Here is a 13,481-nt window from a genome sequence, read left to right on the forward strand (position 1 = left end):
TGTGGCGGGGTTTTTTTCTTTATTGAATAGTGAAATTACCGTATTCGCTTGACCGGACATGAATCGGCCCGTTTAAATTGTAGTTCTTCTCTTTGACAATATCGCGGAAAACGTCGACACGGGCAACCGATTCTCTCCATTCATCCTGAGTGTCCTCATCTGACGGATTCATCAGATCGTCATAGCGCACATCCAAGAATTTATTGAGCCATTTCTTCTCGTCAGTTCCGTCTTTCGGTGACCCGCCCATTTTTTTGTTCGTGCGTTTAATCAGGGCATAAAAGGAGTCCGGATCATCGCCGTCGCCATGCTGAATCACCGTATCGTACATCACTGCTTTTGCCAAGGCCGTTTTCAGTCCGGCATTTTCTGAACGTTTCATCGCCGGCTGATAATACAAGCTGTCATTTACCTTATCTTGGGCAGCGCGGAAGGCTTTATCATTGCCAAGTGAGCGCCAGGCAGAAGCGAATCCTTTCAGATTGCTGATGTCATCGCTTTCGTCCTTCGCAAGACGACGCAATTCAGGCAAATACTTTTTCAATTTGTTATTCGGCACCGCTTTCGTGTAGACTTCGACTACTTCCAGCGCATCTCCGGTAGCCGTCGTAAAGCCGGCCCGCCCGCAAGTGTAACCTCTTCCGTCATCCAACGCTTCAACATATCCGTATTGGATTTCCGTCTTTCCGTTTTCAAAGATGCTGGTCAGCTGTTCCGCCCGGCGCTTCTGATCCTTATTCAGCCCGGCCGCAAAAACCGTACCGCTCATCATCAGGGTAAAAAACATGGTGAAAATAAGAGATGAAACCGCCGTCTTCTTCCAAAAACCTGCTTTTTTCTTCAAGCTGATTTTCATTGCCATACCCCTTTCATATGTAAGTTACGCACTCAGTATACATGAGGGGGTTGTTTTTTTGTTGAAAACACACGAATTTGTCAATATTTTGAATCCTAAGCCCTATCCGGCGCTTCATAAAAAGAACGACCTTCACCAGACAGACAATCCCGTTCTTGCGTCATTCTCATCTGTAACATAGTCAACGCGGTGAAACCCGCATTGTACAGCCTGCTGATAAAGGGCTTCGAGCATAACCGGATCTTTGCAATATAACGTTACATACGAGCAATCTGCAATGAGAAGCACAAGCTCACAGGAACTCTCCAAATATTCCTCATACGTATTGATTTCCGTTACCATCCCGCCCGGGAAAGCTTTCAATTCAGCAAAAATCATATAATAAGGGTTTCCTTCCAGACGCTGACGGAGTTCTTGACCCTGAATGATGCGCTGATTTTGTGGAAACAGGTCTGTATCGGTGTCTTCTTTGAACTCAATATACGCCTCTCCATCACCGATAAACCACGTATAGGGAGAGATCGGGAACGGTTGTAATATATCTGCCGCAAACCGTCCGAACTCATTTGGGATGTTAAATGTAATGCCGCGTTTCATAATAAAATGAGGAAATCGAATAACTAATGACTGACTATTTTGAAATTAAATCCATAGGAGCTTTATTTTATTACTGTAAAATTGCTATAATAATAGCTAATATGTTTCTAAATTGGAGGACTATTGTTATGAAGGGGAAAAAGATCATTATTTGTTTATTGGTCATCTGTATTATTTTCATAATCAGTTTGTTTTTTATTAAGAATAATGAAACTCCTGATTCAGCGAAAAAATTTAATACTGAACATGAAGCTTTACAGTATGCTAAACAAGAATCACCTTATATCACTGATTTTATATATGAAACAAAGGAAATTGACAATGAAAAAGTTGTGATATACAAATTTGAAGAAAATAAACAAATGGGTATAGGAACAGGAACATTGGCATGGAAAGATAAAAAAGTTATATGGGTAAAGAATGGAAATGGTGTAGCGCTTAAAAATCAGAATAATAAGACAGATATTTCATTTGATGTAAAGTCTTATTCAGGTAAAAAATATAAGTTATATGCTGGATTTAACAAAACGAAAAATCTGAAAATTGAAACTCAGACAGATAATAATGTAACCCCTCATGTGGATAAGAAATCTGGAATATATTATTTGTTAATTCCTAGTATAAATTAATCACACCTAGTTTACAAAAATATACTTCTCTGGTAATATTTTGATGTGTCATAAAATAAGGAGGGTGTATATGAAAAAGAAAGTTACGCTTTTGATTGCAGTTTTCGTGGTATTTTTGATGGTTTTTGGAAATCCCTCGAAAGGATTCGCTGTCGAGCAATATACCATTAATCTATCTGATTCAAATGTAGAAAAATTTTATGATGAGGAACAAGGTGCAGTAATCGCACCATTCAAAGCGTCAGAACATGGGCTTGTACCTGTTTCAAAAGATGAATATGAAAAAACGACTGAAATAAAAGAAAACGAAGATTTAGAGAATGAGTTTGTTGTTTCTGAGGAAAGTAATGACGAATTAGAATTTAAGCCCTATGCTGACGTTGATCTTAGATATTGGAGATATAAAGAAAAATCAGCCACTAAATATTATGGTGACCCTATTAAAGTTTCAGCAACAATTAAGTGTACTACATCATCGTGCAGAGTAGATAAACAGACGCAAGCTACTGTATCTAAGTCTTACAGTGTTAATGCTTCATCAGAAATTCAAGCTATAAACTATGGAGCTAGTTTTAATTTTACGTCAGCAAAATCTTATTCTACTACATATTCCTTTACGCTCAAAAAAGGCCAATCTGGATATATAGCCTTTAAACCATACAAAAGAAAGTCTACAGGTACCCTAACGCAGTATTCTACAATGCATGGTAAAATCAGCAGTAAATCAGCCTATGGAAGATCAGCGATTAAGATGAAAACCGGAGAAGCTGATGGATACTATACTTTTGTTTTTACTAAAAAATAGTATGATAGATCAGTTTATATAGTGGAAGGATAATAGTGATAATGCCTTTATCCTCTCAATAAGGACGGGGCTTGATACTTAGCCGCGTTCTTTGATGTTCTCTTTTGTTCTTGATCTGTATATACGTTGATTATGACTTTTGAATTGATACTGGCTGCTGTTTGAAAGCTTGCGATTGTCGATTTAGGGTCTGTGTTTTCTTCACATCCATGATGATTTACGTTTAAGACATCACCTTTTCTCTATTGATAGATGGAATCTTTGATAGGAGAGCGAAGAGATTGGTCGACCTTCTGCTTTTTCATATGGGGGCAAAAGGTCGAAGCAAAGCGCTCCATTTGTTAAAATAAATAAGACAAAACAGATAGAAAAGGTGTTACACATGAAGTCTTATATGATTATCGGGGCCGGCATTCTCGGTGCGTCCGCGGCTTATCATCTCGCAAAGGCCGGGGCGGATGTAACGGTCATTGACCGGAAACACCCGGGGCAGGCGACTGACGCCGCGGCGGGGATCGTTTGCCCGTGGCTGTCGCAGCGGCGCAATCAGGCATGGTATGCGATCGCAAAAGGCGGCGCCCGTTATTATGAACGATTGATACAGCAGCTTGAAGCGGACGGAGAAACAGAAACCGGTTATCAAAAGGTCGGTGCCGTCAGCCTCCATACAGATGAAAAAAAGCTCAGCCAAATGGAGGAAAGAGCTTATAAAAGAAGAGAAGACGCCCCTGAAATCGGTGACATTACAAGACTGACACCGGCAGAAACGAAGGCGCTGTTCCCCGCGCTGTCGGAGGAATTCGGGGCAGTTCATGTCAGCGGCGCGGCCCGGGTGAACGGGAGGGCGCTTCGTAAGGCGCTGTTAAGTGCGGCCGTTAAGCACGGCGCGGCTGTTTACAATGAAGAAGCGTCAATATTGACTGAGGACGGTGCCGTCATCGGTGTGAAAACCGCAGAACGCACGCTTACTGCCGGCCAGGTTCTCGTAACGGCCGGCGCTTGGGCGAGAGAGCTGCTTGAGCCGCTCGGCATCCGTTTTTCAGTATCATACCAAAAGGCGCAGATCGTTCATTTAGAGCTTCAGGGAGAGGATACGGGCGGCTGGCCCGTCGTCATGCCCCCAAACGATCAATACATTCTCGCCTTTGACAGCGGCAGAATCATAGCGGGTGCGACTCATGAAAACGATACCGGCATGGATTTGCGGGTGACGGCCGGCGGCCTCCGCGAGATTTTTGACAAAGCATTAACCGTGGCGCCGGGCCTTTCAGACAGTACTGTAATAGAGACAAGAGTCGGTTTCAGGCCGTTTACTCCCGGCTTTCTTCCTGTCATCGGCAAAGTGCCGAATATCAGCGGACTCCTCGTTGCCAACGGGCTGGGCGCCTCAGGACTGACGAGCGGGCCGTATCTGGGGGCTGAACTGGCGAAACTCGCGCTCGGTCAGCAGACGGAAATTGATTTAAGCCTTTATGATCCGGCCGGGGCGCTTGAATAAAAAATAGCTTTTGGCGCATTCTTATGATAGGATGGAGCTTTAATGAATAAGAGGACGTGACCCATTTTGATAAAAATAAACCTTCCTGCTCCTGATGTAACCATTACGGAACGGCAGCAGTCACCGTCGGAGAATGAACCGGCGATTAAAGCGATTTACGGTTTCATTGATTTTCACCAAATTCCGAGAGACAAAGGCGGCATATTTATGTTTTATAACATTCATGATGAGCTGCTGTTTGTCGGGAAAGCCCGTAAATTAAGACAAAGAATCAAAAAGCATTTTGAAGACAATGTGTCGCCTGTTAAACATCACAGGGACGAAGTGTATAAAATTGAAGTATGTGTCGTAAATGATCCGATGGAAAGGGAGATTTACGAAACGTACGCGATCAATACCCTTCAGTCGAAATACAACATTGAGAAAGTATTTTATAAATAAGAAAAACCGGAGCTTAAGGGCTCCGGTTTTCTTTATGTTTACAGTGCCAGCCACATCACGGCAATATGCACGATCAGCAGACAGTAAACGACGAGGAATAGCTGGACGGCCTTTTTTCTGAATAACATGCAGATCATCATGAGCACAGGAAAAATCAGGACGCCGGCCGTTTTATTGATTGATGTATTCGGACGGTTTGACACGTCATAGTGAATGGCCATATCAGCAGGAAGAAACGGATAAAACACAATCGACAGAATAAAGGCGAGAACCACAGCTCCCCACAGCACTTTATCATTCATCAAAAACATATGAACACTCCTTTTTACATATAATAGTATATTAGTTCGAAAAATCTAATTTATCAATATTTTACCTGTTGATTGGTGTATAATCATGTCAATGAAATTTCCATACGCTAGGAGGGTTTCAATTGACTGACAAGAAGCAAACCAGCATGTTTTCATTCTTTCTTTTTATCATGGCCGCCTGGATCATCGTTTTGTTTTTTACCGTCATCGCGGCACTGCCAAGCTCCGCCATCCAATTAACCAAGCATCAATCCAAAACCGTTTCCATGATTTATCCGCAAAGCTGGGGATTTTTCAGTAAAGATCCGAGAGAAGACAGCTTGAACATCTATCTTCTTGATGCCGATGAGGAGCTCAGATGGCCGAATAATTCTCTGAAAAATGTGATCGGTTTAAACCGCTACGGGCGGACGCAAGGGATAGAGCTCGGCCTTATGCTGGAAAAGCTGCCTTCCAAAGAGAAGTGGAATGACTTTTCGGCTGGTCAAGACTTTAAGGATACCACATTTCTGAAAATGAAAAATGAGTCCCCCTCCCCAAGGCTGAAAGGGAAAATGATCATTACATATGAACGCATTACCCCATGGGCATGGAGCCAGCATACCGAAACGAAAAGAACCATCAAAAAATACATCGGAGTGGATGTCAATTGATTCAGGATGCAAAAAAGCAGCTCACCTTATGGATGATGAAGAATCCGCCTTGGACAAATGTGTACGGGCTTGCCAGAAGCTTAATCGCCCTCGGCACGCTGCTGACATTGCTGTTCAATCCGGCATCTGTCTTCTTCAAAACGCAAAATCAAATGCTCAGTTTTTCCGACACGTTCAGCCTGTTTCTGCTGTTTCCCGATTTCCGTTACATTGAGATCGTCAAAGCCGTTTGTATCTGTATGTTAATCCTTGTCGTCATTGGCTGGCGGCCGCGAATCACCGGTTTTTTTCACTGGTGGATTTCGTACAGCTTCCAAAACTCCGCCGTTACCCTTGACGGAGGAGATCAGGTGGCTGCCGTTTTTACACTGCTGCTGCTCCCGCTGACGTTAACCGATCCGCGGAAATGGCACTGGTCTCCGTACGAGGCGTCTTTTGAGAAAAGGCCGCTTGAGCCTTATTACCGCTCCTTGTGCTGGGCGACGCTGACAATCATCAGAATACAGGTCGCAATGCTGTATTTTAACTCCGTCATTGCCAAACTGATGGAAGAAGAGTGGCAGAACGGAACTGCCGTTTATTACTATTTGAACGATCCGATGCTGGGTCTGCCGGATGCGCTTCACGGTCTGTTTGACTTTATCCTGCAGTCCAAGCTTGTCATCATCCCGACTTGGGGCACGCTTATTGTGCAAACCATTATGTTCTGCGCTTTGTTCGCTCCGAAAACATATTGGCGTCTGATATTGTTTATATCCATTTTTATGCACGAAATCTTTGCCGTTATGCTGGGGCTTACCTCGTTTTCCATTACGGTGGCTGGTATTTTGGTCCTGTTTTTGGTGCCGGCAGAGAAAACAGTAGCTTTGAACCATTACAATCCCCTTTTTATCAGATACATTTTTTTCAATAAAAGGAAAAGGAGGAAATTATATGGTTAAAAGCAAGAAGTCCGCAGCTGCCATGATGCTGGTGTTTGTTTTAATGGTTGCATTAGTCGGCCCGCATGCCGCGGCGAAAACTGAGCCATCCGTCTCTTATTCGGGTGAAGACATTTTTTCCGGCATCTTTTTCGGACAAGGTGAGGTCGCAAAGCTCCTTCCTGAAGTATGGGATACCAAGGCTGTCAAAAAGATTGATCAGGATGAATTAAAGCAAGTTTCCGATCAGGTGATCGCTGATATTAAAAAGTCATCGCCGGATTATTTTAAAGAGTTGAAAGCGGCGGTCTACAGCGGCGATTATGAGAAAGTGAACAGCGTCATTGATCAAGGTTCGCAGATTATGGCGAAAGTGCTGAAAGAAGAGTTTGACAAAAAGAGCATGGACAAAGGAAAATCAACGGCCATCGGCCAATGCGCAACGGCTGTATGGGTATTTTTAAACGCGGCGGCCGCCATTGAGACGATCGCTCTTGCGGTAGCGGCCATCATTTTGACAGTAGCAAGCGTTGACGAAGATTCCGACTTAGGAAAAGAGCAGCTCATCGCTAATGTCGTTGACCGCATTAACGCGCAGCACTGAGGCTGAAGAAAGAAAACGCTAAGGAGACGAACCTTAGCGTTTTTTTGATTGAAGCATCTGTTTTAAATATGCTTCTGAATCAAAGCCGAGTTCCTCGTCGGCTTCTTTTTTCAGTTCAAGCTGAAGTCGCACGTACGTGTCATATTTCGGGCTGAGCTTTTGAAGAAGATTGCTGAAAGGCGATCCCGCCTTCAGCGCGGGCAGATCAGAAGCGGATTCTCCGACCTTGATCAGGCTTTCTCTGTATTCTTCATCTGTCTGCACTCTTTTCACAAGCTGAATGATGATGTTTTTATGAGTGTCCCAAGTGGCGGGGTCTCTCTCCAAAATCCGCTCGATAAATTGGTCATGCTGGACTTTGTGCTGCTGGAGCTGAGCCGGATCCTCCTTGCCGACCAGCTGCATCATCGGGTGTGCAGCCGGAACTTCTTCCATATCATCCAATACTTTAATAAGCTCCGCCCATATCGCTTTTTTCTCATCTGTATCAATAGAAAAGTCGAGGAACGGTTCAAACAGCGCGGCGATAAATTCTCCGAAATCTCCCGGGAACAGTTTTTTCAGCTGAAGTCCCATATACTTCGGTTCATCTATTTTGACCTCGCCGATATCATGCAAAATTGAATCGACATTTTCCTCATCTTCCACGCGCTTGATCAGCATTTCAGTCAGTTTCCGTTCCTGCTCAAGCTCTTCAATCTGCCGGCTGAGCTTTTGATGCTGCTGGCGCAGTATATCATGCAGACTGCTGCCCTCTAAGAGGAACGCTTTAATATCGCTTACAGACAGTGCCAGCATTCGGAGGGCGGCAATCATTTTCAGCGTATTCACGTTCTGAGCGGAATACTCACGGTATCCGTTATCAGGGTTTTTGCTGACGGTGATTAAACCTTCCTGCTCATAATATTTGATGGCTTTTTTCGTGAGACCCGTCTGCCTGGCGGCTTCTTTTATATTCATTCTGAATCACTCCCTGCTTTTCATTCTAAACGTGTCTCTAAGGGTCAGGTCAAGAGAGGGCGGGAAATAAGGCGGGTTTATTTTATATTTTAGAAATTTCAGAAAATATGATTGACAACGCACCTTTGTTGCGATTAATATAACGTTATATAATGTTATATAACGTTATATAATAAAACACTGAGGAGTGAAGGATTTGAGTCAAACTGCCGCACAAGTGAATCACAAGGTTCAGGCTTTCTTGGATGATCTGAAAGGAAAAACGATTGACCACGTCTTTTTCGTCGCTTGCGGGGGTTCTTCAGCCATTATGTATCCGAGCAAGTACGTGTTTGACAGAGAGGCGAAAGCCATCAGCTCTGATCTCTACAGTTCAAATGAATTTATTCAGCGCAATCCCGTTCAGCTCGGAGAGAACTCTCTCGTGATTTTATGTTCTCATTCAGGCAATACGCCGGAAACGGTGAAAGCCGCCGGTTTCGCCAGAAAAAAAGGCGCGCTTACAATTGCGATGACCTATGAGCCTGATTCGCCGTTAGCGAAAGAAGCCGAATATGTCGCGGTTTATGACTGGGGTGAGAACGCACAGGCGATAAATACGAATTACGGGGTTCTGTATCAAATCGTGTTCGGCGCTTTACACGTGCTGGAAAACCATCCCGCGTTTGAGCAGGCGATCGACGGACTCAATAAGCTCCAGACCGTATATGACAAAGCGCTTAAACAAGAAGCGGATCACGCAAAGGCATTCGCGAAAGCCCACGAAAAAGAAGATATCATTTACACGATGGCAAGCGGTGCGAACTACGGCGTCGCTTACTCCTACAGCATCTGCATTCTCATGGAAATGCAATGGATTCATTCCCACGCCATTCATGCCGGAGAATATTTTCACGGACCGTTCGAAATCATTGATGAATCCGTTCCATTTATTATCCTGCTCGGCTTAGACGAAACAAGACCCCTTGAAGAGCGGGCGCTTTCCTTCTCAAAAAGATACGGCAAAAAACTGACTGTGCTTGATGCGGCAGCATATGATTTTTCCGGAATTGACGATTCTGTAAAAGGCTATCTGGCTCCTCTCGTATTAAACCGGGTGCTCAGAAGCTATGCGGATGCGCTGGCGGAAGCAAGGAACCATCCGTTAAGCCAGAGGCGTTACATGTGGAAAGTCGAATATTAAGAACGCGCATTATATTTCACCGGACTATAATGATATATAACGTTATAGTCCGGTGACAAAGGAGGAAAAGCATCTGAAAAAGCTCATCTGCCTGTTCGTTCTGTTAGCCGTATGTCTGTCAGCCGCCGCCTGTTCAAGCCAAAGCAGTTCCTCTGACGGAAAAGTGACCTTGAAGTTTTTTCACAGGTGGCCGAAGGAGCCGGAAAAAAGCTATTTTGAAGAAGCGGTCAAAGAATTTGAAGCCGCTCATCCGGATATTCATATCCAAACGGAAGCGGTCTTAAACGATTCTTATAAAGACAAGGTGAAAGTCATGCTCGGAACAACGAGCCCCCCTGATATTTTCTTTTCATGGAGCGACCGGTTTGCTTATAAATTCATCAAAGGAGATAAAGCCCTCGATCTGTCGTCTTACTATCAGCAGGATAAAGATTGGTCCTCACAGCTTGTGCAGTCACAAATCAAACCCTTTACGCATGACGGAAAACAGTACGGCGTTCCGTGGCAAATGGACGCTAAATCATTCTTTTATAATAAGGACATTTTTCATACATTACATTTGAAGCCCCCGGCGACATGGGATGAACTGATCACAGTCTCTGAGAAATTGAAAGAGAACGGATATATTCCGATCAGTTTCGGCACAAAAGCGCCTTGGACGATTTCTCATTATATCGGGACGCTGAACCAGCGTATGGTGGATGAAAAAACGCGGGCGAAGGATTACAGCCCGGAAACCGGGGAGTTTACAGACGAAGGCTATGTCAAAGCGCTTGAAAAGCTTCAGGAACTTCTGCCGTACTTTACAAAGCACGTGAACTCCGTTGATCACGAATACGTGCGCCAGCAGTTTACAAGCGGCAAAGCGGCGATGATTTATGCGGAAACGGCAGAAATTAAGCTCGTCGAACCGGTCAATCTGGGCTTGTTTCCTTTCCCGAAAATCAGCGGCGAAAAGGGATCTCCCCGTGCACTGACCGGATCTCCGGAAGGATTTATGATTTCCTCAAAAACGAAGCACCCGAAAGAAGCCATGGAATTTCTTCAGTTTTTAACCTCGAAAAAAATGGGAGAGAAGCTGATAAAAGACGTCGGTAAATACAGCGCGGTTCAAGGAACGGCGACAGAAAACAATTCCGCCCCGATCCAGCGCGAAGCCGTGCAGGATATCGTCCGCGCCGAATCAATGGTGCCGTGGTTTGATATGGACGTTGACGTTGAAATCGCCGATGTGTATGCGGCAGGCGTTCAGCAGATGCTCGGCGGCACAATGACACCGCGCGAGGTGATGAATTCCGTGCAGAAAGCGGCGCGTCAGGTCAGAGCGTCATCTGAATAGAACAGATTTCTTTGGAGAAAGGAGATGAGGATTTCCTTGGTCAGCCGAAAACGTTTCATTCCGTATCTGTTTCTCGCGCCCGCGCTGATTTTTCTGCTGTTCGTTTACATTCCGATTATTGAGAATGTGTTTTTCAGTCTGTTTGAATGGAGCTCATTTCAACCCGAAAAGACGTTTATCGGTTTGAAAAATTATATTGACCTGTTTCACGATCCCGTGTTTTTTACAGCACTCCGCAACAATGTGCTGTATGCGGTCATATCGCTGATTTGCCAGGTTGGCGGCGGCTTAATTCTGGCGGCCGTGCTGGAAGACAGATTGGTAAGAAAATGGTCGCCGTTTTTCCGCACGGTCTTTTTTCTTCCGGTCGTTATTTCCATGACCGTTATTGCGCTGTTGTTTGATTTTATTTATAACCCGGAAATCGGTCTCTTGAATCAGCTGCTGGAAGCCGTCGGACTTGATGAACTGACCCGGGCGTGGCTGGGCGATGAAAACACCGCTATGCTGTCTGTCATTTTTGTGTCTCAATGGCAGTCTGTCGGTTACATCGCCATGCTGTACATTGTCTCGATTCAGAGCATTCCCGCTGAATTATATGAATCGGCGCAGCTGGACGGAGCCGGAAAAATCCAGCAGTTTTTTCACATTACGGTGCCGCAGACGAAAGAAATGTCGTTTGTTGCCGTGGTGATGACGCTGACCGGCGCATTTACCGTATTTAATGAACCGTATATTCTGACCGGCGGAGGGCCGGGCAATGCTTCAGAAGTGCTGAGCACATTTTTGTATAAGAGCGCTTTTACAAAGGATATGATGGGCTACGCTTCTGCGATCGCGACGGTGGTGCTTTTGCTGACGCTTGCTCTGTCGCTTATTCAGATGAAATTCTTTAAGACCGGAAAGGAGGAGTAGCCGATGCTTCCTGAAAAGACAGACTTGCGTCATGCCCGTCAGGCCGTCAGAACAGGCGGAAAACCGAGAAAATGGTATGTCGGGGAAACGTCTGTGTGGCTGTTTCTCTTTATCTACCTCATTGCCGTTGCTTATCCGCTGTTATGGATGGCGGTCAGCGCCTTTAAAAGCTCGGATGAGATTTTTGAGCACAGCTGGTCGCTGCCCTCTGTCTGGCATCCCGAAAACTTCGTATCCGCATGGAACCAAGGGATTTCCGCTTATTTTATGAACAGCGTCATTGTGACCGTGCTGACTTGTCTCATCACCGTATTTGTGAGCGCCTGGGCGGCATACGGGCTGGCCCGTTTTCAATTTAAAGGAAAAGGGTTTGTGCTGATCATTTGTCTTGGCGGCTTGATGCTGACGCCGCAGGTCAGTCTTGTGCCGCTGTACTCCATTATCCAGTCATTGGGACTGTACAATACGTATTGGGCATTGATTCTTCCGTACGCCGCCTATCGTATTCCGTTTACCGTGATTCTGATCCGTTCCTATTTTTTGTCGATTTCCAAAGAGCTTGAGGAAGCTGCCTATCTGGATGGATGTACAAGTTTCGGAATATTTTTCAGAATATTCTTACCTATGAGCGTGCCGATTCTTGTGACATCAGGCATTTTGACGGCTTACCATACATGGAATGAGTTTATGTTTGCGATTATTTTTATCGATGATGAAAATTTACGGACGATTCCGGCCGGGCTGATGCAGTTCAGAGATGCGCTGCAGACGGATTGGGGCGTGCTGCTGGCCGGGCTGACGATTTCTGCTGCTCCGATCATCGCGTTGTTTTTATTGATGCAGAGATATTTTATCCGCGGCATTGCAGCGGGAAGCGTGAAAGGATAAGGGGGATGAAAAGATGAAACTGATAGCGGCCGGAGATAATGTAGTAGATTATTATCAGGATCAGGAGACGTTTTACCCGGGCGGAAATGCGTTAAATGTAGCCGTGCTTGCCCGGCGCTTAGGCCACGAAACTTCTTATATCGGGATTCTCGGCAGTGATGAAGCGGCGGATCACGTATTGAATGTGCTGAAATTGGAAAAGGTGAATGCCGATCTGATCCGCCGGGCATACGGAGAAAACGGGATGGCGGTCGTCACGCTTGATGAAAGAGGGGACAGGATATTTGCCGGATCAAATAAAGGCGGCGTGCAATCGCGTCTGACGCTCGCTTTTCAGGAGAATGACATCTCATTTATCGCCGGACATGATCTGCTTCATACGAGCGTATACAGCAGGATAGAACGTGACCTTCCGATGCTGAGCGGCCATGTGCCGATTTCCTTTGACTTCTCTGTAAAACGTGACGAAGCCTATTTAGAAGCAGTCTGTCCGTACGTGACGTATGCGTTTTTTTCCGGGAGTGATTTGAGTGAAAGTGAATGTGTGCGGCTTGCCGAAAAAGCCCGCGGTTTCGGAGCGAAAATCGTCTGTCTGACAAGGGGGGAATATGGCGCGGTGTTATCGGATGGGGAACGCGTCTATCATCAGCCGGTGGTAAGAGCTGATATAATAGATACATTGGGCGCGGGTGATTCTTTTATCGCCGGGTTTCTTACCGATTTCTTCGAGCACCAGGATATTCGGCGAGCGCTTACTGCGGCCGCCGGGACGGCTGCCAAAACATGCGGAGGGTTCGGAGCGTTCGGTTACGGGCATCCCTACAGGCCGGGCGGCGGGAAAAGCAGTGAAAAAACGAGAATACGATAAGCATTGTCTCGTTT

Annotated in this window: 15 protein-coding genes and 1 pseudogene; 12 read left to right on the top strand and 4 right to left on the bottom strand. The window is 45.4% G+C overall.

From position 1 onward, the window contains the following. Positions 1–19: 19 nt before the first annotated feature. A complete protein-coding gene (csn, locus tag AR442_RS10035; RefSeq protein ID WP_003151879.1) occupies positions 20–856 on the bottom strand; it encodes a chitosanase in 837 nt (278 codons plus the stop codon). Positions 857–988: 132 nt separating this feature from the next. Next, the gene (locus tag AR442_RS10040) at positions 989–1,453 is read right to left on the bottom strand and encodes a DUF2691 family protein (RefSeq protein WP_014418822.1); all 465 of its coding nucleotides are present in this window, start codon (positions 1,451–1,453) and stop codon (positions 989–991) included. Between the two features lie 128 nt (positions 1,454–1,581). Between AR442_RS10040 and AR442_RS10045 the strand changes: the two genes are divergently transcribed. From AR442_RS10045 to AR442_RS10060, 4 genes are all read left to right on the top strand, one after another. Further along, a complete protein-coding gene (locus AR442_RS10045; RefSeq protein WP_014418821.1) occupies positions 1,582–2,082 on the top strand; it encodes a hypothetical protein in 501 nt (166 codons plus the stop codon). 70 nt (positions 2,083–2,152) lie between these two features. After that, the gene (locus tag AR442_RS10050; protein WP_014418820.1) at positions 2,153–2,887 is read left to right on the top strand and encodes a DUF6060 domain-containing protein; all 735 of its coding nucleotides are present in this window, start codon (positions 2,153–2,155) and stop codon (positions 2,885–2,887) included. 382 nt (positions 2,888–3,269) lie between these two features. Next, on the top strand, positions 3,270–4,385 hold the full coding sequence (locus tag AR442_RS10055; protein WP_014418819.1) for an NAD(P)/FAD-dependent oxidoreductase: 1,116 nt from the start codon (positions 3,270–3,272) through the stop codon (positions 4,383–4,385). Between the two features lie 66 nt (positions 4,386–4,451). After that, complete coding sequence (locus tag AR442_RS10060; RefSeq protein ID WP_007410094.1) at positions 4,452–4,826, top strand: nucleotide excision repair endonuclease; 375 nt, start codon at positions 4,452–4,454, stop codon at positions 4,824–4,826. Positions 4,827–4,864: 38 nt separating this feature from the next. On the opposite strand, the gene AR442_RS10065 is transcribed toward AR442_RS10060, so the two are convergent. After that, complete coding sequence (locus AR442_RS10065; RefSeq protein WP_014418818.1) at positions 4,865–5,137, bottom strand: DUF1648 domain-containing protein; 273 nt, start codon at positions 5,135–5,137, stop codon at positions 4,865–4,867. A gap of 122 nt (positions 5,138–5,259) precedes the next feature. On the opposite strand from AR442_RS10065, the gene AR442_RS10070 reads away from it, so the two are divergent. The 3 genes and pseudogenes from AR442_RS10070 to AR442_RS10080 all read left to right on the top strand — a co-directional run bounded on the left by AR442_RS10070 (position 5,260) and on the right by AR442_RS10080 (position 7,314). Then, positions 5,260–5,790 (top strand): SdpA family antimicrobial peptide system protein, encoded by a 531-nt coding sequence (locus AR442_RS10070; protein WP_017418969.1) that lies wholly within the window; start codon positions 5,260–5,262, stop codon positions 5,788–5,790. A 32-nt stretch (positions 5,791–5,822) separates the two neighbouring features. Beyond that, positions 5,823–6,639, top strand: a pseudogene (locus tag AR442_RS10075) (sporulation-delaying protein SdpB family protein); the annotation flags it as partial. Positions 6,640–6,723: 84 nt separating this feature from the next. Then, on the top strand, positions 6,724–7,314 hold the full coding sequence (locus tag AR442_RS10080; protein ID WP_007410098.1) for a sporulation delaying protein family toxin: 591 nt from the start codon (positions 6,724–6,726) through the stop codon (positions 7,312–7,314). Between the two features lie 33 nt (positions 7,315–7,347). Here AR442_RS10080 and AR442_RS10085 read toward each other — a convergent pair whose 3' ends face one another. Further along, the gene (locus AR442_RS10085; protein ID WP_014418815.1) at positions 7,348–8,274 is read right to left on the bottom strand and encodes a MerR family transcriptional regulator; all 927 of its coding nucleotides are present in this window, start codon (positions 8,272–8,274) and stop codon (positions 7,348–7,350) included. A 196-nt stretch (positions 8,275–8,470) separates the two neighbouring features. On the opposite strand from AR442_RS10085, the gene AR442_RS10090 reads away from it, so the two are divergent. The 5 genes from AR442_RS10090 to AR442_RS10110 all read left to right on the top strand — a co-directional run bounded on the left by AR442_RS10090 (position 8,471) and on the right by AR442_RS10110 (position 13,467). Continuing rightward, complete coding sequence (locus AR442_RS10090) at positions 8,471–9,457, top strand: SIS domain-containing protein (RefSeq protein ID WP_014418814.1); 987 nt, start codon at positions 8,471–8,473, stop codon at positions 9,455–9,457. Between the two features lie 73 nt (positions 9,458–9,530). After that, positions 9,531–10,796 (top strand): ABC transporter substrate-binding protein, encoded by a 1,266-nt coding sequence (locus tag AR442_RS10095; RefSeq protein ID WP_025650319.1) that lies wholly within the window; start codon positions 9,531–9,533, stop codon positions 10,794–10,796. A gap of 24 nt (positions 10,797–10,820) precedes the next feature. Continuing rightward, positions 10,821–11,711, top strand: a complete 891-nt coding sequence (locus AR442_RS10100; protein ID WP_012118373.1) for a carbohydrate ABC transporter permease — start codon at positions 10,821–10,823, stop codon at positions 11,709–11,711. Positions 11,712–11,714: 3 nt separating this feature from the next. After that, positions 11,715–12,599, top strand: a complete 885-nt coding sequence (locus AR442_RS10105) for a carbohydrate ABC transporter permease (protein WP_003151895.1) — start codon at positions 11,715–11,717, stop codon at positions 12,597–12,599. Between the two features lie 13 nt (positions 12,600–12,612). Further along, positions 12,613–13,467 (top strand): PfkB family carbohydrate kinase, encoded by an 855-nt coding sequence (locus tag AR442_RS10110; protein ID WP_007613586.1) that lies wholly within the window; start codon positions 12,613–12,615, stop codon positions 13,465–13,467. The last annotated feature ends 14 nt before the right edge of the window (positions 13,468–13,481 follow it).

Source organism: Bacillus velezensis (genome assembly GCF_001461825.1).
Taxonomy (GTDB): domain Bacteria; phylum Bacillota; class Bacilli; order Bacillales; family Bacillaceae; genus Bacillus; species Bacillus velezensis.